This window comes from Bacillus sp. FJAT-27251 (assembly GCF_001273925.1).
Classification (GTDB): Bacteria; Bacillota; Bacilli; order Bacillales; family Cytobacillaceae; genus Mesobacillus_B.
On the sequence record NZ_LIGG01000001.1, the window covers coordinates 3,641,158 to 3,667,071 of the forward strand.

The 25,914-nt window shown below is 45.2% G+C and carries 23 protein-coding genes, 1 other RNA gene and 1 riboswitch; of the genes, 11 read left to right on the forward strand and 13 right to left on the reverse strand.

Going from position 1 to position 25,914, the window contains the following annotated elements; genetic code table 11:
- Positions 1-189: 189 nt before the first annotated feature.
- The 3 genes from ADU22_RS23975 to ADU22_RS17055 form a co-directional block, all read right to left on the reverse strand.
- Positions 190-342: a DUF1540 domain-containing protein gene (locus ADU22_RS23975; protein WP_064537361.1), complete on the reverse strand. Its 153-nt coding sequence runs from the start codon at positions 340-342 to the stop codon at positions 190-192.
- 129 nt (positions 343-471) lie between these two features.
- Entirely contained in the window at positions 472-2,433 is a 1,962-nt protein-coding gene (gene ltaS, locus ADU22_RS17045) for a lipoteichoic acid synthase (RefSeq protein WP_053363237.1), read from the reverse strand.
- A gap of 428 nt (positions 2,434-2,861) precedes the next feature.
- Positions 2,862-3,863 carry an LLM class flavin-dependent oxidoreductase gene (locus ADU22_RS17055; protein WP_053364619.1) on the reverse strand — a complete coding sequence of 334 codons (1,002 nt, stop codon included), beginning with the start codon at positions 3,861-3,863 and terminating at the stop codon, positions 2,862-2,864.
- A gap of 287 nt (positions 3,864-4,150) precedes the next feature.
- On the opposite strand from ADU22_RS17055, the gene ADU22_RS17060 reads away from it, so the two are divergent.
- The 4 genes from ADU22_RS17060 to ADU22_RS24755 all read left to right on the forward strand — a co-directional run bounded on the left by ADU22_RS17060 (position 4,151) and on the right by ADU22_RS24755 (position 8,498).
- Positions 4,151-5,341: a zinc-ribbon domain-containing protein gene (locus ADU22_RS17060; protein ID WP_053363239.1), complete on the forward strand. Its 1,191-nt coding sequence runs from the start codon at positions 4,151-4,153 to the stop codon at positions 5,339-5,341.
- An 18-nt stretch (positions 5,342-5,359) separates the two neighbouring features.
- Positions 5,360-6,484, forward strand: a complete 1,125-nt coding sequence (locus ADU22_RS17065) for a S1C family serine protease (RefSeq protein WP_053363240.1) — start codon at positions 5,360-5,362, stop codon at positions 6,482-6,484.
- Between the two features lie 276 nt (positions 6,485-6,760).
- Complete coding sequence (locus ADU22_RS17070) at positions 6,761-8,107, forward strand: alanine/glycine:cation symporter family protein (protein ID WP_053363241.1); 1,347 nt, start codon at positions 6,761-6,763, stop codon at positions 8,105-8,107.
- Positions 8,108-8,336: 229 nt separating this feature from the next.
- A complete protein-coding gene (locus ADU22_RS24755; protein ID WP_156324382.1) occupies positions 8,337-8,498 on the forward strand; it encodes a hypothetical protein in 162 nt (53 codons plus the stop codon).
- A gap of 45 nt (positions 8,499-8,543) precedes the next feature.
- Here ADU22_RS24755 and ADU22_RS17075 read toward each other — a convergent pair whose 3' ends face one another.
- The 3 genes from ADU22_RS17075 to ADU22_RS17080 form a co-directional block, all read right to left on the reverse strand.
- A complete protein-coding gene (locus tag ADU22_RS17075; RefSeq protein WP_053363242.1) occupies positions 8,544-8,750 on the reverse strand; it encodes a hypothetical protein in 207 nt (68 codons plus the stop codon).
- Positions 8,751-8,780: 30 nt separating this feature from the next.
- On the reverse strand, positions 8,781-8,927 hold the full coding sequence (locus ADU22_RS24760; RefSeq protein ID WP_156324383.1) for a hypothetical protein: 147 nt from the start codon (positions 8,925-8,927) through the stop codon (positions 8,781-8,783).
- A 121-nt stretch (positions 8,928-9,048) separates the two neighbouring features.
- Positions 9,049-10,572 (reverse strand): peptide chain release factor 2, encoded by a 1,524-nt coding sequence (locus tag ADU22_RS17080; protein ID WP_053364620.1) that lies wholly within the window; start codon positions 10,570-10,572, stop codon positions 9,049-9,051.
- A gap of 218 nt (positions 10,573-10,790) precedes the next feature.
- Between ADU22_RS17080 and ADU22_RS17085 the strand changes: the two genes are divergently transcribed.
- Both ADU22_RS17085 and ADU22_RS25545 read left to right on the forward strand, forming a co-directional pair.
- The gene (locus tag ADU22_RS17085) at positions 10,791-11,000 is read left to right on the forward strand and encodes a hypothetical protein (RefSeq protein ID WP_053363243.1); all 210 of its coding nucleotides are present in this window, start codon (positions 10,791-10,793) and stop codon (positions 10,998-11,000) included.
- Between the two features lie 198 nt (positions 11,001-11,198).
- Complete coding sequence (locus ADU22_RS25545) at positions 11,199-11,399, forward strand: aspartyl-phosphate phosphatase Spo0E family protein (protein ID WP_053363244.1); 201 nt, start codon at positions 11,199-11,201, stop codon at positions 11,397-11,399.
- On the opposite strand, the gene ADU22_RS17095 is transcribed toward ADU22_RS25545, so the two are convergent.
- Positions 11,394-11,891, reverse strand: a complete 498-nt coding sequence (locus ADU22_RS17095; RefSeq protein ID WP_053363245.1) for a GNAT family N-acetyltransferase — start codon at positions 11,889-11,891, stop codon at positions 11,394-11,396. The two genes, ADU22_RS25545 and ADU22_RS17095, sit on opposite strands and share 6 nt — an antisense overlap.
- Positions 11,892-12,120: 229 nt before the next feature.
- A complete protein-coding gene (locus ADU22_RS17100; protein ID WP_353611390.1) occupies positions 12,121-13,227 on the reverse strand; it encodes an AI-2E family transporter in 1,107 nt (368 codons plus the stop codon).
- Between the two features lie 295 nt (positions 13,228-13,522).
- Between ADU22_RS17100 and ADU22_RS25035 the strand changes: the two genes are divergently transcribed.
- Complete coding sequence (locus ADU22_RS25035) at positions 13,523-13,696, forward strand: DUF8096 family protein (protein WP_197280080.1); 174 nt, start codon at positions 13,523-13,525, stop codon at positions 13,694-13,696.
- Between the two features lie 36 nt (positions 13,697-13,732).
- Here the strand turns inward: ADU22_RS25035 and ADU22_RS17105 are convergent, their stop codons facing one another.
- Positions 13,733-14,959, reverse strand: a complete 1,227-nt coding sequence (locus tag ADU22_RS17105) for an MFS transporter (RefSeq protein WP_053363246.1) — start codon at positions 14,957-14,959, stop codon at positions 13,733-13,735.
- A gap of 215 nt (positions 14,960-15,174) precedes the next feature.
- Positions 15,175-15,354: riboswitch (Lysine riboswitch) on the forward strand.
- Between the two features lie 123 nt (positions 15,355-15,477).
- Between ADU22_RS17105 and dapA the strand changes: the two genes are divergently transcribed.
- Complete coding sequence (dapA, locus tag ADU22_RS17110) at positions 15,478-16,359, forward strand: 4-hydroxy-tetrahydrodipicolinate synthase (RefSeq protein WP_053363247.1); 882 nt, start codon at positions 15,478-15,480, stop codon at positions 16,357-16,359.
- A gap of 56 nt (positions 16,360-16,415) precedes the next feature.
- Here the strand turns inward: dapA and ADU22_RS17115 are convergent, their stop codons facing one another.
- The 3 genes from ADU22_RS17115 to ADU22_RS17125 all read right to left on the reverse strand — a co-directional run bounded on the left by ADU22_RS17115 (position 16,416) and on the right by ADU22_RS17125 (position 21,633).
- Entirely contained in the window at positions 16,416-17,414 is a 999-nt protein-coding gene (locus ADU22_RS17115) for a hypothetical protein (RefSeq protein ID WP_231687901.1), read from the reverse strand.
- Positions 17,415-17,677: 263 nt separating this feature from the next.
- A complete protein-coding gene (locus ADU22_RS17120) occupies positions 17,678-18,907 on the reverse strand; it encodes a Bcr/CflA family efflux MFS transporter (protein ID WP_053364623.1) in 1,230 nt (409 codons plus the stop codon).
- A 323-nt stretch (positions 18,908-19,230) separates the two neighbouring features.
- Positions 19,231-21,633: a M14 family metallopeptidase gene (locus tag ADU22_RS17125; RefSeq protein ID WP_053363248.1), complete on the reverse strand. Its 2,403-nt coding sequence runs from the start codon at positions 21,631-21,633 to the stop codon at positions 19,231-19,233.
- A 397-nt stretch (positions 21,634-22,030) separates the two neighbouring features.
- On the opposite strand from ADU22_RS17125, the gene ADU22_RS17130 reads away from it, so the two are divergent.
- Positions 22,031-23,446 carry a Na+/H+ antiporter NhaC family protein gene (locus ADU22_RS17130; protein ID WP_053363249.1) on the forward strand — a complete coding sequence of 472 codons (1,416 nt, stop codon included), beginning with the start codon at positions 22,031-22,033 and terminating at the stop codon, positions 23,444-23,446.
- A gap of 40 nt (positions 23,447-23,486) precedes the next feature.
- Here ADU22_RS17130 and ADU22_RS17135 read toward each other — a convergent pair whose 3' ends face one another.
- Positions 23,487-24,431, reverse strand: a complete 945-nt coding sequence (locus ADU22_RS17135) for a nucleoside hydrolase (RefSeq protein ID WP_053363250.1) — start codon at positions 24,429-24,431, stop codon at positions 23,487-23,489.
- Between the two features lie 239 nt (positions 24,432-24,670).
- On the opposite strand from ADU22_RS17135, the gene ADU22_RS17140 reads away from it, so the two are divergent.
- A complete protein-coding gene (locus tag ADU22_RS17140; protein WP_053363251.1) occupies positions 24,671-25,420 on the forward strand; it encodes a cell wall hydrolase in 750 nt (249 codons plus the stop codon).
- An 81-nt stretch (positions 25,421-25,501) separates the two neighbouring features.
- An RNA gene (gene rnpB, locus ADU22_RS23980) (RNase P RNA component class B) lies at positions 25,502-25,879 on the forward strand.
- The last annotated feature ends 35 nt before the right edge of the window (positions 25,880-25,914 follow it).

The window sequence follows — 25,914 nt, forward strand, 5'->3', positions numbered from 1 at the left end:
GTACCTTTCCAAAGGTAAAGTGTAAAGCTTAAATATTCTGAAATCAAATAACTTTCTCATTTTCTCGGGATTGAAAAAGGAACACCAGTGGGATTCTGGTGTTCCTTAATTGTTATTGCTGATAATAGCCGTGATGGGTGTGCTCATTGAATAAAAAAGCTGGAAAATGATTCACGTCCTGTTTTACTCTTATGCTTCTTCAAATGTCTTGCAGGCTGTTTCATAGACATCTTCTGCTTCCCTGCCATGATGGCCAATTACGTAGATGGAATCGGCAACGCATTTATCGCCTTTTGCATAATATTTACAGTTTTGAACATTGCATAATACTTCAACTTTCACTTTATGCACCTCCATTAAATGTGTTTGTCCATCTTTACCCGTTATTCGATCGCTGTAATCCTCGCATAACTAGGCTGGATATTTATTTTCAAGGCGAGGTTGGAGGTATGGGAAATAAAAAGCTGCCCGTTAACGGGCAGCTTGGTGTTCGTCATCAACCAGGGGCTGGTAGTTATATTCCGTGCGATCGACAGGTTCAAAACCTGAAGGTGTGTAAAAGCGGAGCAGGTCTGCATGGACGACTTTATCTGAAAGGTCCAGCTTTTGCCTGGCATTTTCCCGATACGTGCGCGCTTCTTCGAGCATTTCTTCGTCCTCAATCAGTTCACCTGTAGCTGAATCATAGTATTTGCTTTCAGCCAGGGTGTACTTGGAACTCACAAAATCCCCATTCCGGAAAGGAATAATATCATCATGATTGTCTGAAAGCAGGTCCGTTCCGAAGTGGACAAAATCCTTTGCATCGATTCCGAGAAGATGGAGCAGGGTCGGAAGCAGGTCGACCTGGCCGCCATATTCATGGTTCACACCGCCTTCCATCCCTGGCACCCTGATCAGGAGCGGAGTACGCTGCAGGCCGGCGCTTTCAAACGCGGTCACTTCTTTGCCAAGTACCTGTTCCATGGCTTTGTTATGGTTCTTGGAAATCCCATAATGGTCGCCGTACATGATAATCACCGTATTATCATAAAGGCCGGATTGTTTGAGGTAATCAAAAAATTGTTCCAGCGCTTCATCCGCATATCGTGCAGTCTGGAAATAGTTATCGACCGTTTTATTTCCGGTCGTATGCGGGGCAATGGTTGCTTCCTCTTCCTTGATTGTAAATGGATAATGATGGGTCACCGTAATGAAGTTTGCATAAAATGGCTGCGGCAGGGATTCCAGAAGGGGAATCGACTGCTCGAAAAATGGTTTGTCCATCAGGCCGTAAGCCGCAAGATGTGCTGGGTCCATATCAAAGTAGCTGGAATCAAAGAAATGGTCATATCCGAAAGATTTATAAATTTCATCACGGTTCCAGAAGCTGCCTGCATTTCCATGGAAAGCCGCCGAAGTATATCCACGCTGCCCCAGAAGAGCCGGAGCGCTTTGATAGGTGTTCAGGCCCTTCGTTATAAAAGCGGCACCCTGCGGCAAACCATATAAAGAGTTCGCAACCATAAATTCAGCATCAGCTGTTTTTCCCTGTGCAGTCTGGTGGAAGAAATTATCAAAATACATTGTATTTTTTTCCCTGGTAAGCGAATTCAGGAAAGGCGTGACTTCTTCCCCATGGAGTTTGTAATCAATGAGGAAGGTTTGAATCGACTCCAGATGGAGATACAGGACATTCATGTCTTTCCCCACTCCAAAGTATTCCGGGTTAGGCTTTGCATAGTTTGAATTTGTAAAGTTGACGACTTCGGTAATATCGTCACTGTTTGCAAGCACTCTTTGTGCCGAAGCCTTTGTGCTTTGGACGGTATCATAAACGCCATAGTTATACATCCCTAAATATTTGACAATATAATTTCGGTCAAATCCCCTTGTCAAAAGCTGAGGCCGATCCAATTCAGCAATGGCGAGATTAAGGGAAGAGATTCCCAGGGCAACCAGAATAAAGGCAGCGGCTGTTCTCCTGGAAAGCCCTCCAGCTTCCATCTTAACGTATCGAAAGAACAGGGCTCCTCCCATGACGAGGAAATCGGCAAAGAACAAAAGATCATAAGGCTTGATCAGCGTTGGGATACTGCTGCTGACATCGCCGAAATTTTGCGTCTGGAACAAGGTAGGCAATGTTATAAAGTCATTGAAAAAACGGTAATACAAGGTGTTGGCGTACAGAAAGACCGACATGATCAGATATAGGGCCATAAGCCAACGATAGCGCCTTCCATCTTTAAAAAAGAGCGAAAGGCCCAATATCAGGAGCGCTGGTCCTAGCGGATTGATGAACAGCAACACATGCTGCAGAGCACCCTCAATACCCAATTGGAACTGTGTAACCTGCACAATATAGGTTTTCATCCATAAAAAAAAGACAGCACACAAGAAAAAGCCAAGAAAATTATGTAAATGGCCATCATCTTTTTGGAAAAAATAGTTCATTTTTCACCCTTCTTTCTATTTGTAAAGGCGACATGGTGCAAATTGTTTTTACACACACATATTCTGGCGTGAGGATATGATGAAGAACATATAATGACAAGCAGCCAGGCTTCAGTGGCGGCCATCATTCCCTGCCGACATATGCCCTCCCGAGGAACTCCTCCAACTAATAATACGAAATTAAGCAATGAAAAGTTTCACATTCCTCCCAAATCATGGATGAATAATAGAAATGCAGCTAAGGACTTATGAGGGGACCCATAAGCATGACCATCAGGGGCGAGGAGCAACCCCCCGTTAATATACCCCCTAAAACAGTGGTGAAAACCAGTTCTATGCTCATGCATTGATGCAGTAAAAAGCCTTCCTGTTCTTTTTTTATAAAAAATAGCCGGACGGGAACATACTCCATCCGGCTTGCTTCGCTGTTATTTGCCATCGACAACTTCTTTGAGAATTCCATAAGAACGCTTTTGCTTTTCAGGGTCAAAAATATAGCTTACGGCCATGAGTTCTTCGAGATGATAATGTTCCTGGAAAGCAGTCAGCTGGTCGCGCACGGATTCCTTGCTGCCCATCAGTGTAACGCTGGACATGCTTTCTGCCATTTCCTTCTCCATTGGATTCCAGATGCCGTCCATGGTGTCAACCGGCGGCAGCAATGGATTCTGGGAGCCGCGGACCACATTCAGGAAGAATTGTTTCATCGAAGTGGAAAGGTGTTCCGCCTCTTCATCGCTCTCTGCGGCAATGACATTCAGACAGACCATCATGTACGGCTTGTCAAGATACTGGGAAGGCTGGAATCTCCTGCGGTAAATCGAGATGGCTTCTTCCATATACCTTGGAGCGAAATGGGAAGCGAACACATAAGGTAGCCCCATGCTTGCCGCTAAATAGGCAGAATCCGTGGAGGAACCTAGAATATAGACGGGTACATTGGTTCCAACACCAGGGTAGGCTTTTACATAATTCTGCTTCTCTTCCGGGCCAAAATAGGTGAGCAAGGCTTCCACATCGTCCGGGAAGGTATAGACTGAGTCGTTTTGTGAACGCCTTAGCGCGCTTGCCGTCATCATGTCGGTTCCTGGTGCCCTGCCCAGCCCTAGATCAAGACGGCCAGGATACATTGTGGCTAAGGTCCCAAATTGCTCAGCGACTACCAAAGGAGAGTGGTTGGGGAGCATGATTCCGCCGGAACCGACCCGGATGGTGTTGGTATGCTCAAGCGTATGGTTGATTAGGATGGATGTTGCAGAACTGACCAGTGTCGGCGAGTTATGATGTTCCGCTATCCAATAGCGTTTGTATCCCATTTCTTCCGTTGCCTGTGCCAGCTCAACCATCGACTGGATGGCGTCCTTTGGTCTTTGGCCTTGCCTGATGGGGGCCAGGTTTAAAACCGAGACGGGAATATTTATATTTGCCATATATATTGGTCCTTTCATTAAGAAGATTCAGTTCTATAGTAACAAGTAGTTTTTCCTGAAACAAACTTATCTGCTCACGGTCCACCGCTTTGGTTTCAAAAGGTTGAAATTCCCTTTTCTGCTTTTCGTTGCACTTTTCCCTATTTCATATATACTAATTTTATTTGGTATGTTGTTTGTCTTTTTATCTTCCATCCTTTAAAACTGTAAAGCAATGATTTTCGATATGGGCTATATGGAATTTATGATAGAATCGACATAACAGGAAATTTCAAGGGGGAATCCTATTGTACTGCCATCAATGCGGGGAAAGCATCTCGGAAAATTCCCGGTTTTGTTCCCAGTGCGGGGCTAAAGTTGATGCCAATGACCACAACGGGCCACAGCGCCAATCCAGGTCGGAAGAAGACCATTCACAACCTGGGCGGAGAGGCATCCGAAGGTTCTTGCCTGCCCTTATACCAGCGTTCAGCCTGGTTATCGTTGGGGGTGGATTAGCCTACACTTATTTTCACGAACATGGCATTAATGAAGAAGTCATGTCACTTAAAGCCAGAGCGGAAGAAACAGCTCTGGACGGCGACTATAAAAATGCCCAGGAAATGCTGCTGCAAGCCAAATCGAAACGGCCCGGCTATACGGTCCTTGAGCAAAACCTGGATGGCGTCAGCCAGGCAATCCAATATGAAGAAACACTTGCTGCCGTTAGTGAACTGATTAAAAAAACAGAATTTGAAGCGGCCTTAAAAGAGATTGCCAGTTTAAAAGAAAAGTTGAAAGCCAATCAAAGCCCTCTCTTCCACCCGCTGCAGGAAGAGATAAAACAAAAAGAGACAACCATCAAAATCGGCATGGTCAAACAACAGCTGAATGATTTGACAACGGTCGACCAGCTGGCCGGGAAGCTCTCGATCCTTTCCTCTTTTCCCGAAAAAGAAGCCAGTGCCATCAAGACCGAAATCTTAAATAAAATCGTCAGCATATCGGTGAAGGAAGCAGAAGAAGAATTATCGGACAAGCAGTTTTCCGCTGCCTCTTCCACGCTCGACAAAGGGCTGCAATATGCGGTCAACGACGATAAATTGCTGGCCTTGAAAGAACGGGTCCAACAGGAAAGAGAGGCATTTGAAAAGGCCGAGCAGCAAAGGCTCGAACAAGCGATGGAAGCAGCAGCGCAGGAAGACCTGAACAACCGGACCGCAGCCGTCGATGTCAAGGAATTCACTGCTGAAGTGGATGAATATGGAGACTTGTATTTCAGGGGTTCAATCGAGAACATTGCAACCGCCCCGATCAGTTCGATTACCATCCACTACCGGATATCCGACGAAGGCGGCAAGACAATCGATGAAGGATCGACTTCCGTGTACCCTTATGAATTGCAGCCTGGGGAAACGGGCACGTTTGAAGACGTTTATTACGGCGTGCATCAGGATGTAATCGTCGATATTGACAATATTACCTGGTATCTTAATTAAAGAAGGTGGAGCATACAAATGAAAAGCTGGATCATCTCGATCATCACGACGCTCGTTATCTGGGGAACCGGAGTATACGGCTACTATTACGTGAAAGATGCTATCCCAAACAGTCTTACTGCTGCCTCCACCTTAATCGCGGAGACAAGCGGCCCGGCTGAACCGGCTTCCTTTGAGCTGAAAGAAATCATCAGCCAAACCCAAAAGCTGGTCGTCAAAATTGAACTGGAAGATGGCACACTTGGTTCTGGATTCCTTTACAATGATAAGGGGGACATTGTGACAAATGCCCATGTGGTCGCAAATGCCTCTGATGTGAAGGTGAAGACGACCGATTCAAATGAATTCGACGGCAAAGTGATTGGGGTCAGTACCGAGATAGATGTGGCCCTCGTCCGGGTGCCGGGAATGGAAGGAATGGACCCTCTTCCGATTGCGAGAGAACGCAAAGGCGAGATTGCCGATGAAATTTTGGCGCTCGGAAGTCCGCTTGGTTTCCAAAATACCGTTACCACTGGCATCATCAGCGGTTTGGACCGCACGCTGGATATCCCGCCTTTTGAATACAAGAACCTCTACCAGATTTCTGCGCCAATTGCGCCGGGCAACAGCGGCGGGCCCTTGGTGGATGGCAAGACAGGKGAAGTCCTGGGGATCAATTCTGCTGTTGCCAACCAGGGGAACATTGGCTTCAGCATTCCGATTACGGATGTGCTGCCTATCATTGAAGCCTGGTCAGAGTCTCCAATGGAGTCCTTGCCGAACATTTCACTGGAAAGCGATTTGCTGAGCAGTGAAGAATCCTTTACAATGGCCGACCATTCGGAATATCTGGTTGCCTATTTTTACGAAAGCCTGGATGCCCGTGACTTTGTAACAGCCTATTCCCTTCTTGGAAGCTCATGGCAGTCTAGCTTAAGCTATGAGGAGTTCCGCGAAGGATACCTAAAAACAGTCTCGGTTTCCGTTGATGAGATGACTACCGTAAAGAATGGAAGCGGGTCAACCGTCACGGCCGTCATATCTGCCGAGGAACGGGGAGAAAGCAAAACAGATGACAAGAAATACAAGGTGACCTACGAGCTTGGCTACGAAAACGACCAGCTGAAAATCCTGTCCGGCGGAGGAGAGGAAATCAAGTAAGCGGTCCGCCTCCCATCCTGTAACAGGATGGGAGTTTTTTCATCTATGCGCTGTTTTTTGTCCCATAGGCTTCCCTCCCTTTCAGGAATATACATCCAAATACATTGACAGGCTGTTGGCACTGCATTACAATAACGGAATATTGAGAATAGTAGAATCAAATCATTTTCAACATACATATCGGTGTGACCTAAAAGTTTTTTCAATAAAACTTCCTGGTGTTTTCCTGCCTGATCAAGGCGGATACAAATAAAAACGAAAATGGATGGTGAAGACATGACAGATTTTTTGAATTGGCTGAGTGACTTTGTATGGGGCCCCCCTACTCTGGTCCTGCTGGTAGGCACCGGGCTATTGTTGACAATCCGTCTCGGTTTCTATCAGTTCTCCAGTTTGCCGTATGCTCTAAAACTGGCTTTCTCCAGAAGCCAGGATAGGAAATCGAAGGGAGATATCACCCACTTTCAATCATTGATGACGGCTCTGGCTGCGACCATTGGGACTGGTAATATCGCCGGTGTTGCAACGGCGGTCGTTCTAGGCGGTCCCGGGGCTGTATTTTGGATGTGGATGACGGCCCTCGTCGGTATGGCCACCAAATATGCTGAAGCCATTTTGGCGGTTAAATACCGGGTGGAGGGTGAAAACGGACAAATGGCTGGCGGGCCGATGTACTACATAGAAAAAGGGTTAGGGTGGAAATGGCTGGCCGTTTTATTTGCGGTATTTGGTTCTGTTGCTGCATTCGGAATCGGAAGCTCGGTACAATCGAATTCCGTTGCAGCAGCCGTAGAGAACAGCTTTGGCTTAAATCCCTGGATTACTGGTGTTCTATTAACTATTTTTACGGCTCTCGTCATCCTTGGCGGAATCAAGAGCATCGGAAAAGTGACTTCTTTGTTTGTCCCAATCATGGCGATTTTTTATGTGCTGGGTGGACTCATCATTATTTTATTAAATATGGACCAGCTTCCCGCTGCTTTTGGACTTATTATTTCTGATGCCTTTACTGGCCAGGCGGTTGCCGGCGGTGCCATCGGTGCGGTCATCCGCTATGGTGTCGCCCGCGGTGTTTTCTCGAATGAAGCCGGGATGGGTTCCGCCCCGATTGCGGCAGCTGCGGCCAAAACAGATCACCCTGGCCGCCAGGCGCTTATCTCGATGACTGGAACTTTCCTAGATACCATTGTTGTCTGCTCCATCACCGGAATTGCACTTGTCATGGGGAACCTTTATATCGGCGGCGACTTGACTGGTGCGGCACTGACAACCGAAACGTTCAATGCCCTTCTCCCTGGCTCAGGCTGGATTGTCACCATCGGCATTATCTTTTTTGCTTATTCAACCGTTCTCGGCTGGGCCTATTATGGGGAAAAATGCTTTGAATACCTGTTTGGCACAAGGTCGATCCTCTTCTACCGCATTGTCTATGTGGCAACCGTCCTTGTTGGTGCCGGAATGAACCTTGGTCTTGTTTGGACCATCGCCGATATCTTCAATGCCCTGATGGCCATACCGAACCTGATTGGTCTCGTCTTCCTTTCCGGAGTGGTGGTAGCGGAGACCAAATCCTTTAAAAAGCTGCGCGAACAGGAAAAGGAAAAACAAAAAGCAACTGCTTAAATCAGTTGGAGAGGGCTGCTATTCGCAGCCCTTTTTAATGCCGGGGGAGGCTTACTTTCTCGGCATTTTTGTTGTTTATGGAATGAGGGATGCTGATGTTGACCTAGTGCGGGGTGATTCAGACCTGGAGCCCTGCTTTTCTTCGGGAGTTGTCGGAAATCGGGACATCTTTTTACAGAATCTTGGAAAGTATAGAATGGAATGAAAAAATGGTTTAGTGGAGGGAAAAATGGATAAAAAGCACCTGGAGAATAAGCATAGTAAAAGGCATCCCAACTTAAATGGGGACGGAACAGAAGCTGAGTATGAAATAAGTGCAACTGGCTATGGCCTCGAATCGGTTGAGAAAGATAATTCTGAACCTGGCCAGCCTTCCTGCGGAGGGCTGTAGTAGTAAAATCCCCGGACCAATTGGCACCGGGGTTTTTTAGAATGATCATTGAAGGTGCATGCCGTATTGTTTGATTTTATATTTAATCCAGTCCGGCGTAACTTGTTCTTCATTGTATATAATCTTTACTTCCCCATCATCGGTATCAACAAGCGCTCTTTCAATCCCGTCCAAATCAACAAGGATACTTTCCAGTGTTTTAATGGGCTGTTCTTCAGTGGCTTCCTGAACAAATAACGTGATTTCCTTCATGCAGCTTCCTCCCTTCCTGAATTTTCCGGCTCAACGTTCCTCCTCAGCGCCCTGTTCCAGTTTATTTTCGGATAAGGAATCTTGTATCTTGCGGCTAAGGGTTTCCTGTTTTCGATCGATCGCTGTATCCCATATGCTAAAAGGAATTTCACTAGGTGAATATTCTTTATCAGTCATATATGCACCACCTCCACTTTCATTAGTCTTTTAATAAGTATGGGAATTATGTATGCAATAAAAAAGGAAGGACCGCAAAAGGATCCTTCCCAAACATACTCATTGATTGCGTCAAACCGTCCTATTGGCGCGGGTTCCTTTCCTTCCCTGTCTTCAAATCGATCACCTTTACAGGATTTTTAGGTGTTCCCACCTTTTTGCTTGCTGGCGGTTTTGAACCGTTTTCAACCCAGTCTACCATCAGATCAAACGCCTGGTGGGCATATGGGAGCAACGGCTGCAATTTTTTTTCAGGGTCAGTACCTGTATTCCATACCAAACTGTCTACATGGTTGCCGTTCTCGATTGTATAAAGGCGGTGAATGTCCTGCTTCCCTGCTTTTTTGACGAGCTTCTGATAGCCGTCAGCATGAATTTCAGGGAATATCAGGGCGTCAAGTGAGCCGGTAATAGAAATAAGAGGGACCTCGATGTCTCCCGTGTTGGCAATTTCCTTAATGTTGTTTTTCACTTCTTTAGGACGGGTTACGTATTTATAATCCTCGAAAATATGGTCATAGGAACGATCCCTGACTCCATTTACAATATTCAGGTATTTCGGATATTCTATCCTGTCAGGAGCTTCTGGATCAAAATGGTCGCGGTAAATGTTAAGGGAAATGAACCAGTACACCAGGTCATGGTAACCCCATAAATTCTCTGACCCTTTAGGCAGCCCGGCCTTATACAATTCCTTAATTGCTTTTTTCTGTTCTTTGCCCTCACCGTACAAGGCTTCCTCAGCATTGTTGACGACGGTTGTCAGAGAACTGATTAGGTTAGGGGCTTTTTCACTCCAGAGAACGCCTTCCCAATCGACACCGCCATCAAATAAGCGGGGTTCCCCGGTTTTTTCCGGACCGTCATTCTCCAGTGCATAGCGTACTACATAGCCTCCGTTTGAGATTCCCATGGCATAGGTAGGAACAGGATGCTGTGCTGAAACCAGGTCGCTCGCCGGATTGGAGGAATCGGATGGACTAATTAGCTTGTCCGCAAAGTGTTCAGCCAGATAGCTTTGTGCCGCCTTGGTCACTTCGCGAAAGCGCAGATTCCACTCAGCTACTGAATCATCATCTGCGACCAGCGCGTTTTTCGCCTTGGCAAAAGGATCATGATCTTCCCATTCCCCCTGTGTTCCTTTGTCGATAGCCGCAAACGCATACCCTTTTTCAAGCACAAAATCACTGAATAACAGATCGGTGGACGTTTCGTTCCTGGTTGCCGGGATTCCGGAAACAACCAGTTTTCCGTTCCAGTCATCAGGAACGCGAATGACAAATTGCGCATCCTCAAATATGCCATTGACCTGTGTTCCTGTAATCTCGGCTGGCTGGTTCATTTGATMCCAGCCGGTCCCTGCGTTTTCATCTCCCCAATAAATAGGAGCCAGTCCAATGTTTCCAAACAAAGTTGCTTGCTGAAACTGTTTAGGGTTTTTCGTTGTTAGCCAATTACCATTTTCACCTTTAAAAGACGTTTCAACAACCGAATGCGCACCAGGTATTACCGACTCCTGTCCGCCCTCTTTCGCAAATGTCCCGGTAAACCCAATCCCAAGGACCATTGAGGCAGTTAGACCAATCGCCAGCATTTTCTTTTTCAGTGAAACCACTCCTTTAACCATTTTATGTAAGACTTTTCATTTTACTTTGAATTTTCAGAACAATCATGGGCCTTTGGTCCCGTTATCGGCATACTGCTTGCTTTTCCTTCCCATATAAGGCCGTTTTGCCTTTGGGCTGGTTTAATCACATGTTGACTCATGGGTGTATAAAGGAAAGGAAAGCGGCACAACATAATCTTACTTGGGAGGTGAAGAAATTGGCTTATCGTGACACAGAACAAAACGAAAACAATGTAGCACATAATATTAAAGAAGGCGCCGGTGCAGCCTTCCATGCAGCACACCAGGGGCTGGAAGCGACTGAAAACTTTGCTATGAATGCGGTCGACCAAACTTCCAAAGCCATCAAAAGAGCGGCAGACAACGTGAATGAGATGATGGACAGAGACAATGAGAACCAGGAATAAGTTGAGCTACGTAGCCGGGAGTAATCCGGCTATTTTTTTATACATATAACAAAAGCATGCTCACTGGAAACCTTTCATCACTACTTTCCAATATTATAGTAAAATGGTTAATAAAGTATTTTATTCTTCTAATATTGTTAAAAAATTGGTAGAATACATTTATACCATTGTCTCAATATACTCAAGGAGAAGTTGTCTATGAATACTGGCCTTTCATCCATTTTTTCTCCAAGTGAGCTCTTGAACTATATAGAATTTTTAAGGGACCGCCTCATTTTTTTAGGTTTAAAAAATGGGTTCAGCTGCAGCCATACCATCCAAGCGAGCCAGGAACTCGACTTCTTTATTTTTGAATATCAAAAGTTGAATTATGACTTGGACAGGACTGTAGAACTATAGGAGCTTTGCCATATAATATTCATTGTGAAACGTCCCATCAATTATTAACGAATTCACTTTTGTCCCTTCAATTTCGAAGCCGATTTTCTTGTATAGAGCAATGCCGGCTTCATTTTCGGTCACAACAGTCAGCTCAAGCCTGGATAACTCATGCTCGCGAGCCCATTCGTTCACCGCTTCAAACAGGCTTGTTCCTAGTCCCTGCCCTCTGTATTCCTTTAAGATCCCTACAACAAGGTAAGCAGAATGCCTGTTTCTCCTTGCCGTCCCGCCTATAACTATAATATAGCCCAGTAATTTTTCCTCCTCTTCGGCTATAAAGATGGTGGAGTTGCTTTGCTGGATTATTTGTTCAAGCTGCAGCTGCTGCTGTTCGGCGGTAGTAGTCCTTTCACCTGCTTCCAAAAGCATATAATCCGACTCTGATTCCACCTGCTTGACGAGATGAATGAAGTTCTCTGCATCCCCAAGTGTGATTTCTCTAATGTTCATCCCTTTTGCCCCCTTTGTTTCACTAAATTTCTATTACAATCCTTATAAACTCTTAATTTTACCACATAATAGTTTTTTCAAACTTCTAAAAGATTCATACACCTGCTTATTGTATCTAAATATACACCAGTTATGGAGTTTCGACAAAAATTCATCAAAAAATCATGAAAGAAGCCTGCCGGATTGTCTCCAGCAGGCCTGAGAATTCCCCTAAAGTTTTGCCTTTCTTCTATGCTTCCTTCTTTCTAAGCTTATAGAAACGCCAAAAATCTTTGACGAGTGTCTTGGTAACCGAGTATAAAGGGACGGCGATGAGAATGCCGACAAAACCATAGATGGAGCCTGCTACCAGCAGCAATAAAATGACAGTAACAGGGTGAATATTCAGCTTTTTGCCAAATACCTGAGGCTCCACAAGGTTTCCCTCAAGCTGCTGGACTACAGCAAATACTATCAGCACTTTTACCACCATGTACGGATCCTGGAGGAGTGCTGCAAAAATGGCCGGAATGATTCCAATCACCGGTCCAAGCAGCGGAACAACGGTCAGAAGCATGGCGAAGATCGCCAGGAGCAAGGCATGATCCAAACCGATAATTAAATAGCCAATATACATAAGCGTTCCAACAGCTATGGCGACGATGAACTGGCCGATAATATATTGGAAGAGCGTTTTATCAATATCGACCAGTATTTTATTCCCTTCCTGCACATGTTCCTCAGGCAGCCTGTTTAAGAGATAAGGGCGTAATAAATGGTCGTCCTTAAGGAAGTAAAACAAGAGGAAGGGAACGAGAACCAAAACGGTTGCCACGCTCGTCACAGTGGTTAGAATCTCCGTCAAATTATCGCTAATTCTTGAAGTTGTTTCCTGAAAAAAGGTATAAGCCTTATTTTCCAGTTCCTCCGGAGACACAAGGCCGAAGCTGTTCTCCCTTATCGTATCCTTTGACTTGTCGGTTACTTCCTCCATGTTTTCAGGAAAGTTCTCAGACAAATCCTGAAACTGGCTGGCTATGGTGGGGCCAAGTACATAAGCTGCAGCAAATCCCGCCCCTGCCAAAACCAAATAAATAAGGAGGATGCTGAGAATTTTGGGCATGTACTTGGAAAGAAAATTAACCACAGGCCTTAGAATATAATAAAAAAGCCCGGCAATCAAAATGGGGAAAAATATCGCTCCAATAAACTGCTGAAAAGGAGCCAAAAAATAATCAATTTTCCCAAACAGGAAAATCGCCAAAAGTACCAGGATGATCCCGGTAATGTATTTAAAAAATGGTTTATGTATCCACATTGAATCATTCCTTTCATATACAGGCAAAGTTTCTCTCACTGTCATATCCTGCTGTTTATTTCCCTATTCCCCGGAGCATGGAAGGTAAACACCACTGTTGAAAGGAATGGACACTATGAGGAAGATGGATTATTTCCAATAAAAATCAGGTTGATTACATTTAGTTATCATCTGATATAAATTTGCTATCATAATGATATTTCATTGATAAGATTGATATTCATGCCAATCCACAGTGGAATCTGGTTAAAAACACTATCTCATCACGCGCTGTATTTTGGCAGGATTGTTTGATATGATGATGGATATATAGGTATGCATGGAGGCTTTTGATATGGAAAGTGAAAAAACGGAATATGACCTTGACCAAATTTATGATTACAATGAAATGCCAGATAAAGTGAGCGGCCGGTGTGATAACTGCGGCAACGCCCTGTTTAAAAGCTCGGTGAAAGATTATGTGTTCCTTAGGGAATGCCGGCAGTGCGGGATGAAAAAAAGGATATAATAGCAAAATCCCTGGAGACCCCTCCAGGGATTTTGCTTAATTTTCGTTTACTGCCCTGACCGGCAGTGGCGAATCTTGAGACTTGGGAACATCTGCTTTTCTCATTTTTATTGTAAGCAAAAATGCCAGGCTTAAACAAATGGAGCAAAATAGGAAAGCTGCCTGGAATCCGCCTGACCCATCGATGAGCCAGCCGGCAATTGCTGGACCGATAAATTGACCGACCGCAAAGTAAAATGTCACATACCCAAAGGCAACCGGCATATCAGGAGGGTGAACGTAGTCCATGCTCGATGCCTGGATCAGGGTGAAAAGTCCGGTGATAGTGCAGCTCATCAGGATAATATGTAAGGTAAACCCTTGAATGGTCGGCCAAAGTACCGGCAGAAGCATCGCGCACACTGTAATGCTTGTCGTTGCAATTAAAGAAAGCCTTCTCCCCATCCGGTCGGATATGCCACCCCAGATAAAACCGCTGAATATGGACAGAATCCCGTTTGCCGCCATTAATTGTCCAGCTGTCTTCGTACTCAGGCCCGCTTCGATCATAAAACTCATCACAAAAATTACCTGGATAATGTAGGTGACGCCAACAATGCCATAAATCAGCCCCACTCGGATGATATCCGGATCCCGGTAAATATTCATTGGGGTCGTTTTTTCTCCTTCTGCTTGCAGGTTCCTCTCTGGCGGCAAATCCCGGATGAACAGCGTCGTCAGGAGAATAGTGACTAGGCCGATGGCTGCATAAACCCCCCATGCCAATCTCCAGCCGAGTTCACCATACAGTTGGGATAACAATGGGACAATCATGCCAGCAAACAGTATGCCAATCCCAGCGCCGCTTGTAGCCAGGCCAATCATCAGCCCTTTCTTGTGCGGAAACTTGGCCACCAGGAGGGAGATGAAAGGAGTGTAGGTAAAGGCCGTGCCAATTCCCAGAAAAAGCATAAAGATAAAAGTCAGCCAATAATAAGGTGAAAGCGCCAAGCCGATAAAACCCGTGGAGACAAAGGAAATACCGAGGATGACGGTCCTTCTCCCTCCCCATCTGGCCGCCAGGATACCTGCGAAAATAACAGTGGAAAGATACCCCATTGATGTGGTCGTTCCAAGATAGCCTGCCTGCTTATAAGTAATCTGTAAACCTTCCTTCATAAATGGAAGGATCACGCCATAGGAAAGGCGGCCAAAAGCAAGTACCACTGTGGTCGTCAGCATTCCGACGATCGCGTAAATCCACATGTTTTTTTTGGATTCCATACCTGCACCCCTTAATCAAAAATCTTTCGAAGTCCGAAATGGTTACCAATAAATATGATACCATTAATTTTGTGTATATTCAAACAATTCTAATGATTCTATCTGTTTTTATTAACCTCTTCGAATTCATGCTCCCCATTCTTTTTGCTTGCACTGACCTTATTTTCCTGTTATATTACAGTCAATTACATAATTCCTATTTCAATTTTTGTTGAAGTAAGGATAGAGGCGCAAAGACCATAAGTACCCATACTGAGGATGATGGGATCCATTGAGGATTGGGGAAAGGGGTATTTGCCGAAACTTTGAGAATCTCATTCTTCTTAAAGTTGGTTCTGTGATTGAATAAATGCAGAACTGTCATATAGGGAACTATATGGAGGGCTATCTTACGCGCAGAAACGAGTAATTTGATCTTTGTTTCTACTGCAGCAGCGGCCACTCGGTGCTGTTTTTTTGCGTTTACAGGAATCAAACTTTCCCAAGGAATGTAAAATACGAATAAAKGATGAAGAGAAATGACGAATTTTGGACAAGTGCTTACAGCAATGGTGACTCCATTTGATTCCCATGGCGAAATTGACTTTGGGGCAACAAGAAATTTAGTGGACCACCTCATTGAAAACGGCTCGGATGGGCTTGTTATTGCAGGAACCACCGGAGAGTCCCCTACCCTTACGAACGAAGAAAAAGTTGAGCTATTCAAATTCGTGGTAAAAGCCGTCAATGGCCGCGTTCCTGTTATTGCCGGGACTGGCTCCAACAATACAAAAGCGTCCATCAGCCTTACCCAGGCAGCCGAGAATGCAGGTGTAGACGCAATCATGCTTGTCGCTCCCTACTACAATAAACCATCACAGGAAGGTTTATATCAGCATTTCAAAGCAATTGCCGAATCCACTTCCCTTCCTGTGATGCTTTACAATATTCCAGGGCGCAGTGCGGTCAATATTTCTGTGGATACAATTGTACGTTTATCGGAAGTTAGGAACATCACCTCTGTGAAGGAAGCCAGCGGAAATCTGGATGATATGGCCGAAATCATCAGCAGGACGCCTGCCGATTTCGCTCTATACAGCGGCGATGACGGACTTACCCTTCCAGTGCTGGCAATCGGCGGCACTGGAGTAGTGTCTGTCGCATCGCACATCATTGGCAACGAAATGCAGGAGATGATCTCACATTTTACAAATGGGAGGCTTCAGGAGGCAGCTGCTGCCCACCGTTCCCTGCTTCCAAAAATGAAAGCATTGTTCTCGGCGCCGAGTCCTTCACCAGTTAAGGCTGTGTTAAATGGGAATGGAGTCAATGTGGGCGGTGTCCGCCTGCCAATGGTTCCGCTCGGCGAAGAAGAGAATGCCCTGCTGCAGGAGCTATTCGCCACGGTGTCCAGTAAATAATATGTAAAAGGACTTCCCATTTCGGAAGTCCTTTTTTATGCCTATTATGCTCTTTCCTATGCAAAACGGTAATAGATTAGCACAAACGTTGACAAGACAAAAATGAAGTTGAGGAACACAAAGATGAATTGGTCGATCTTTGTTTTGTGCATTTTAATTGGAGGGTTATAGAAGGAAACTCCCTCGATAATAAAGATTAAGAGGACAACGTGCACCATAAAGTGGCCAATGATTTCCGTCATCCCAAAAAGCATGGTGGTCATCATAAAGATAATCGTTACCACCAGTCCGAGAACTCTGTTAAGAATACCGACAACAAGTAAATAGCCTACAATAAACTCAATAAAGGCGGCCATGACGATGAACAAAGCAGGCTCAAATCCGAAAGTAGGAACACTGTGGCTTGCGACGATATCGAGAGACATGCTTGGATAAACCCATTTTTCAACGGCAACCCAGCAAAGTGAAAGACCTGTCCCCAAGTATAAAAATGGAAAACCAATTTGCTGATACCTGGTTTTGGCGATCAAAATGACAGTGAAAATGGCGATATAAAACCCATAATCAAGCATGTAAAATAGACCATGGTCGAAAGTGGACTGAATAAACAGACCGATTAGGATAACGGCGGCAGCCTTTGCCGGCAGATGATGGGGAATCAGCAGCAAACCGATTGAAACCCATACCAAAATGGCAGTCAATGTTTTTGTAACTGGCAGTTCAGGCGCGAACAGAGTGCCATTTGCCACCTGAATGGTCAGCGCTATAGCCGTCCCATATTTTAAAATATGCATGGAATACCTTCTATAGCCTGAAAGCCATTCATCCCATTTCGCGATGGACTTCCACCTCGCTAGTTTAGGAATCAGCAAGGTAAGGATTCCTAATACTACTGCTGCAATGAGGGCAATCGCCATGAAAAACGGTGAGAGGATTTGTTCAATATTTTCTTTATGCGGCACAAACTCTGTGAACCATTTCACATGTGCGTTTGTATAAAAAGGAGTTACGAGAACTCCGATAAAAAGCAAGATGGGTAGGAATTTTTTCATCATAGAATGGTCCTCCTATAGTTAACATCATCTTCATAGTGTTAATATACTACATAATCCGACCATCCCATTGCCTAATGTATGAACAAATTGTGAAATGATTCACATATGTTTTTTCCTTTAATAGTAATATGTACCTGCATCAAGCAAATATGATGTTAGCATGTGCCAGTTGTCCTTTTTATTCATTTCTATAACTAATATTTTATATTATAAAAAGGATGAACCGCCAGGGTTTCATCCTTTTAAATTCTTTCGAAAATGTGTCAGCTGCCTACCTTCAACGACATGCTTTCCTTCGTTTTTGCTTCTTTGGTCAATGTAAAGAAGGCAATTGCTCCCATGGCGGAAGTAACAAAGAGTGCGGCTCCCATTGGAACAGCTGTCGTCTCGTTAATCCCGACGAGTGGAGAAACAATAGAGCCAAGTGTTAGCGGGAGAAGGCCCAAGACAGCACTTGCACTTCCTGCCCGATGCCCCTGGTTCTTCATGGCCAAGGTAAAGGAGCTTGTCAAGATCATACCCATGGTGGTCATATAAATGAAAATCGGAATGACAAGTGACGCCAGCGGCCCCTTAATAACGGTCATTGCCAGGAGGATTGAAGTCGCAGTTACCGCAGTAATCACGGCAATCCTCAGGAGGCGCCTTTCATCAATGAAGGAACTGAAACGTCCAATGATAAAACTTCCAGCAACAATCGCCAAACCGTTTATGCCGAATAGAATGCTGAAGACCTGGGGCGAAACCTGATAGATGCCCTGGTAAACAAAAGGCGTACCGGCCACATAAGCAAAACTGCCTCCGTGAATGAATCCAACTGTCAATGCATAACCGATGAACGACCGGTCTTTAAACAAGCTGCCCATTGTATGGACAGAGTACTTTATAGAACTTGGAGTACGCTTTTCTGGCGGCAGTGTTTCCTTTAGCTTGAACGCCATGACCCAAACAATCAGCAATCCTAGCATGCTCAGGAAATAAAAAATCGTGTTCCAGCTGGCAAACGGCAATAGCAGGAGGGCACCGCCGGCCATCGGTGCAATCATCGGCGCGGTTGAATTGATGACCATTAGCAGCGCAAAGAACTTGGTGAGCTCCCTTCCGGTAAACACATCCCGCACCACGGCGCGTGAAAGCACAATACCGGCAGAGGCGGTAAAGCCCTGCAAAAATCTGGCAACAACGAAAGTGGTGATATTCGGAGCCAGAGCACAAAGAAGCGAGGACAAGGCGAACAGGAAGATTGAAACCAATAAGGGCTTCCTTCTGCCATTTGCATCACTGATTGGCCCGATGACAATCTGGCCAATCGCGAGTCCAATAAGGCAGGCGGTCAAACTGAGCTGTACCAGTGAAGCACGTACACCCAGGTCATGTGCAATCTCAGGAAAGCTCGGCAAATACATATCAATATTAAAGGGACCGAGCATTCCCAGCATGCTGAGGAGAAAAGCAAGGGCTATTCGCTCTTTTCCTGTGGGGTTCTGAAACATAAGGATCAACTGCCTCTCTTGCTGTACTTGGATGAAAGAATAAACTAATAAATTACCAACCTATTTACGGTGGAAAATTCTTTTATATTTTACCATAATAGTTCAATAAGGCTGTAATGCAGTAAACCGAGAAAGTGAAACATAAAAGATCCAGTAGAATAGAAGGGCGTGATTAGCCCCGTATTCTCACACCACCGTACTTTCTGCCTGTATTAATGGTTCGCATATCCCAACGCCCATAGCGGACTTTCACTGCCAAGTTAATGAACATGTATGGCACACTAAAAAAAGAGTTGACCTTAAAGGTCAACCCTTCCCCTGTTTTATTTTTTTATAGAAATCGTAACAGAGTTAAAATTTTTGGCATTGGTTAAAGGATTATAGTTTTTCTCTATATTACCTGCAGCATCCACCGCAAACCAGCTAATCGTGGTAGTTTTATCTACCTTTAAGGTTTCGGCAGGTTCACGTGTGCCACTTAATTGCAGCTTTTGGGACTCGAAAGTCGGACGGCTTCCATCAAGCGTGTAATAGATGGTGGCCGCTTCGCTTGTATCAAATCCGACATGTACTGGCCCGTTAAACTTCCCGCTTCCCGGCACAGCCTTTGTGGATGGCGGCTGTTTGTCCTTGGAGTTGCTGTAGGCAACTTTTAATAAGCCGATTAGACCGTTGGCAAATTCCATTGCTTCCTCATGGCCTTCCTCGTAACCCGGCTGGAATCCAACCGCTCTCCATCTCCTGGCTTCCTTATCCCACAGGTCTGCACCAACTTCAAAATTCCAGGCATATATCCCTTTTTCATACCAAAGATAATCCGCTGAGTTTCCTGCTGCCGAATATAAGACATCCGGTATAGGGCCGGTACGGCTAGGAAGGATGACCGTTCCACGGTGGTCCTGAATGTCATTCAGTATTTTATCTGAAGCAGCCCAATAAAACGCTTCTTCCCCTGCGGAAGGACGCGGCAGGGTTGTCCGGTTAGGGTCATACGCACCCGGAGACCACATGAAGTAACCGCCATAGCTGTGAATGTTCATTGCAAATTTAATATTTTCAAATTCATCTGCAAGCCAGACGAGGTTTTTTGCCTCTGGTTCTGAATTTTCAGCAGGACCGGCGTAAGTGCCACTCAAACAGTTTGTGGTCGAAGCACCGACAAAGCCATCGAAAGCAGAACCGATGGAGTGGTTTCTGTTCAAGTCCACCCCCCATTGATTGCGATACCCAGAGTCTGATTGAGTAGGACCGCAGTGATTCGTCATATTCTTGCGCTGCATGTTGTAATCATAGAAGCTGAAGTTCGCTCCATCGGGGTTCACGGATGGAACCAGGAAGATGTCCAGGTTGTTTACAAGCTGCTTCGTTTCGCCATCATGGGCGTAGTTGCGCAGCAGGCGCTCGGCCGTTTCAATCGTCACAAGCGGTGTAACCCATTCACGTGCATGCTCCTGGGCGTAGCCCAGGACACCGGGTTTTGAGCCATCACGGTGTTTGCCGATCCTGATCGCTTTTACGGTCATTGGTTCACGAGAGACGTTTTCAGGTGCTTTTAAGCCATCGGTTAATTTTGTCTTCGCTTCTCCAACAACACCTATACCCGCATTCTCACGATAAACAGCAGCTGACACAAGACTTTTTGCTTCGATATTAAGAGCATCGACAACCTGGCGGGCAGTGCTGGATGGCTGGCCTTCAGCATCCGTCGCAAGATACACCAAAATATTTTTGCCCTCTACTGCTACTTTTAGAGGAGAATTGCTGATTCCCGGATTTTTAAAATCAACGGAGATAGAATTTCCGCCCTCATGGCCCCAGGCTTTTGAAGATACAACGACTGCAGAGTTTGCAGTTTCTCCAATGGTCGCCTGAGCCAGACGCCGATACCCATTCGTCTTATGTGGCATCTCAATGATTTCTACCAGATCAGGGAATTCTTCTGCAAGCTTTTCGGCTCTTTCATACAGTTCGGCAGGTGTCATATAATGGTCAACGAAATTGGTCACATAATGCTTTTTCGGGTTGCCAGGCTTGTCCGCTCCAAGCCATTCGGTAACAGCGCTGCTGGCTGAGCCTCCGAGGCTGCTCGTAATTTTTACGGGAGAAGGAACGGCAGTGACTGGAACCTCGAAGTGATGATATATGTACTCTCCGTAATCCACAAACCTGTCAAGCGTTGCGGATTTCTCAACTCCATTTTCTATCCATGTGGCTGTTAGCGCCGTGCTCGCCGTATCCCCTGCACTTGTCTTTGCTTCCACGTACAGGAAAGTATCGGACTGGTTGGTATAATGGCTGGCGCGAAGGATTGTAATGGTGTCCTCGGAAGCAGCGAGAGTTGACTGCAGCTGGCTGGCTGCTTCCCTTTCCGCTGTCCTTGCATTCCATTGGCTTTCTGTAATAAGCGTGTCTTTTACTTTGATTCCATGCAGCTTTAGGCTCGCAATTTCAGAGGGTGTTACGACTGCGTCCACCTCCATCTTGCCGTCATGTTCATGTATTCTGTGGGTCAGGTCAATTCCCAGCTCAAGCAGTTTTTCCTTTGCATTATCGTTTGGAATTTCCAGCTGGACGATTGACACACTTTCCTGCTTTGGCAGCGGCAGATCAGGCTGACCTATAGCAGCTTTCGGCTGGCTGAAGCCGGGAGCAGCAACCGTTAACCCCAGGCCCGTAACAGCACCTGCCATCAGAAGCTTTCTCATCCAATTCTGTTTTTTTCTCATGAAAGAAATACACCTCCCAATTTCTCCAATATTAGTAAAAACAAGCCCATTATAAATTAAATATTCAAAATACTTTGTCGAAAAGAGGTGGCATACCTTATTTTCGTTCTACAATATCTCTAATTTAATTGAAAGATAACATTATCCTGCGATATTGAAATGCAGGAGTAAGGTCCTGATTCATAAATCATGTCCCTATTTTGGAGACTGAAATATTTTGCAAGTATAGGAATGAAATTGTATAGCAATGAATGTTCATTGTTACTTGCCAAACAGTGGAAATTGTCTGTCTATGTCAAATGATGGTGAAAAATCCAGTCCATTTTCATAAGATTCCGGCACCATGCTCATAATAAAAAACATCAATACAACTGCAGCATGTATAGGAGGAATTATCTTGGAGAATACCTGGCTTTCTATACTGCCTTTCCTGATTGTCATTTCAATGGCGATTTGGCTTAAGAACATTTTGCCAGGCCTTGTAGTTGGGCTGATTACAGGGTCTTTTATTGTAAAACCAGCTTTAATAGAAGGAATTTACCAGACCGTTTCCTATATAATTGGCACGCTATCCAATGAAACCAATATGAACATTATCGCCTTCCTATATTTGTTTGGCGGCCTGGTAGGAATGATGAATATCTCGGGCGGCATAAAAGGTTTTACGGAATGGGTCGGCAGCAGGATTGAAAATGAACGCGGTCTTTTGGGGCTGATTTGGCTGACACTGCCTTTCACTTTCATGATGCCGATGTTCAGGATCATGATGGTCGGCCCAATTGTAAAATCACTTGTTAAAAAAATGAATCTTTCCAAGCAAAAGGTCGGTCTTACTCTGGACATTTCAACCGAGTCTGTCATCGTACTCCTGCCGGTGGCCACTGCCTTCGTTGGCTTTATGGTTTCGCTTGTTGAGGGAGGAATCCGTTCCCTAGATCTGGGGATGTCGGCTTATGAAATCTTCCTGCTGAGCATCCTGTTTAATTTCTTTGCCATTGTCATGCTGGTGGTTGGCATTATTCAAACTTTGCGGAATCCTGGTAAAAAGAACCCCAAGCAACAAGGAAACATTGAGGAAAAGGAACATGAATTCCACAGGGCGGGAATCAAAAGGGAACTGGAGCTGGTGAAAGCACAGCCCTGGCATTTGATCCTTCCTGTTTTCCTGCTTCTGGGCCTGTCCTTATCTTTGTTATGGAAGGATGGGAAAAACAAGGGGGCTGAGACGGTTTTTGATGCCTTTTCAATCGCTGACGCAACCTTTGTCATGCTGCTGGCTGTTTTCCTTTCTCTTGTCCTCTCTTTTATCTTTTATGTGACACGCCGTGAAAAATTGGATGAACTTCTTTACCATTTTTATGACGGCGGAAATCAAATGATGGAGGCAATCAGCTTGCTTGTGCTCATTTGGTCGCTGACTCTTGCAGCCGAGGATTTGGGATTTTCTTCATTCGTCAGTTCTTCTCTGGGATCGTTCCTGCCCTCCTTTCTTACTCCAGCAACAATCTTCCTGCTAGGGTCAGTTGTTGGCTATTTTATCGGCTCCTCATGGGGAACCTGGGGATTATTCATGCCATTGGGCATTTCACTGGCAGCCTCCACAGGGGCCTCCATCCCTTTGACCGTTGGTGCCGTTTTTGCCAGTGGAGCTTTTGGGGCATTAGCATCGCCCTTGGGTGATACAACGATTACGACTGCATCCATTCTCGATATGCATATTGTCGACTATGCCCGTTATAAGCTTAAAATTTCCGCCATCGGGGCTGGAATCGCCCTTGTATGTTACCTGGGCGCAGCCCTATTGCTCCAATAAAAAAGGAGAGTCAAACATTCGAATTTGACTCTCTGTTTTTTTATATTCGATTCGTCATAGTGGAAATAAAATCGGACAGGAAAGCATTGTAATCGTACTGAAGCAAAATCTTATCGAGAGTTTCCGGAGGCTCTGCCTCAGGTTTGGCTCGAAAATCAGCAATGGTCCTGCCTCTGGAAAATTCAGATGCATCGACACGGACACGCCGTGATATGGATTGGAAGGCCTGCGGGTTCAACACGGCAAATAAGGTTAGCACATCATGCATGGGAGCACCATTCAAGCCGGGGATAAGCTTTTTATAGGCTTCGATATAAAACTCGATGATCGGCTTGATAAGCGATGAGAAAGGATTATAAGCGTAGCTGGAAATCAGTTTGACGGTCTCAGGAGAGATGATGGCTGTGTTAGTAATATTTAGCGGAACAATCGTCACATCCCTTCCTTTTTCAAGCACAAGGTCTGTAGCAATAGGATCTCCATGGAAATTGGCTTCTGCCACCGGTGTCACATTGCCGGGATAAAGAAAATTCCCCCCCATGAGATAAATGCTTTCAACCTGATTAACCTCTTCAGGACCTACTATTATAAAAGCGGTGGCCAAAGACGTGCTTCTGCCTACGTCAACAATTGTTAATTCCTGTTTATAGGTTGAAATCAAATCGAAAACGGTTCTGTAATCTTGCACATTTGTTACCAGATTTTTTGGAGGCCTGATTGGACCAAGCCCTTCTGGTCCATGAATTTCAGGATAATAGGTCACAAGCTCGCCGGTAAATGGCCCTCTTGCTCCCCTTATGACCGGGATATCGGACCTCCCTGCCAGCTGCAGCAAGTACGAAGCATTATCTGTTGCCTGTTCCTCGTCCACATTCCCATACCCAGTTACCACTCCGACCAAATCGATCCGAGGATTGAGCAAAGCATAAATGATTGCTATTGCGTCATCTATTCCTGGATCTCCAAAAAGAAGTACTTTTTTCATGAGTATCTCCTTAGAAGCGATATTTGTACTGTATCTTATTGGGAAGTTCCCGGAAAAGTTCCCTTTCCAAAGTGAAGGCAGCGTTTGAAATTGAGCTGCGCCATGAAAATTCTCCCATTTTCCTCCGTGTAACTTAACTGTAATGAACTGTAATACTATTCTATTATTCCTTCTCATAGAAATGGATTTATATAAAAGCTTGTTTCAAGCAAATCCAAATCAACCAGGAGGACCAGAAATTGAAAAAAATAATTGGTGTATTGACGCTACTTGGAACTTTACTATTCGCCTCTCCAGCCTTCGCCTATACAGTAACCAAGGGAGATTCAATGTCAAAAATCGCCCTTGAGCACGGAATGACGCTCAAGGAGCTGGCTTCCGCAAATCCACAAATTACGAACATGGACCTTATTTATCCGGGACAAACCGTTCATGTGGGACAGCAGCATAAAGGTCAGAGTGAAGCTATTAACATAGGCAAGAATGTTAAAAGTGTTTCATATACGAGGAAAAAAGAACCTATAAAGTCAGTCAAGGCCAGCCAGGTTGCTTCAGCTGAAGCTGAAGTTCATGAGAAACAAGGCAAAACAAGGGCGAAATCTGCATCTGACAGCCAGAACAGCATGAAGTTAACAGATGCGGAGGTGGATTTGCTAGCAAGAATTGTTCGGGCAGAGGCACAATCTGAATCGTTTGAAGGAAAAGTGGCAGTGGCGGAAGTTGTTTTGAACAGAGTGGAAAACAAGAAGTTCCCCGACTCCGTAAAAGGGGTGATTTATGCACCCGGACAGTTTCAGCCTGTAAAAAACGGGCAAATCAATAAACCCGCCGATGAACAATCGTTCAAGGCGGTACATGCAGCACTAGCGAACAACGGAGATTCCGTCAATGGAGCTGTATTCTTCTATAATCCGGCCATTGCCTCCAACCGCTGGCTGGACACGAGGCAAACCACGGTTATAATCGGCAATCATGTTTTTAAAAAATAAGGTTTCAAGATTATTCCACCACTGGGTCCTATCTACTAGTGATGAATCCACAATAAGATGGTAAGATAGATTTTGTAATGAAATGGTGAGTAATCGCGGCTCATGTGAACATGAGTTGAGGAAAGTCCAGGCTCGCCCGGTGCTGAGATGCCCGGAGTGTTCGTGCCATCTGTAAAGGTGGGCAGCAGATTCTGCTGACGGCGGTGAAATCATGCTAAGTCCTTGTGGATATGCTGAGATTAGCCTGAAAGTGCCACAGTGACGATGTCCTCCGGAAACGGAGGAAGTGGAACGAGGGTAAACCCCGCGAGCGAGCAACCCAAACTATGGTAGGGGCACCATCCTGCGGGAAATGAACCAAAAGGATGGATCGATTGCAAAATCGATAGTCATATGATTACACCTGTTGTGCGAGAGTGGCATCGTTTAGCACGCAGGCACAGAACCTGGCTTACAGCCATTTCATACGCCGAACTTACTAACATAATGACGTC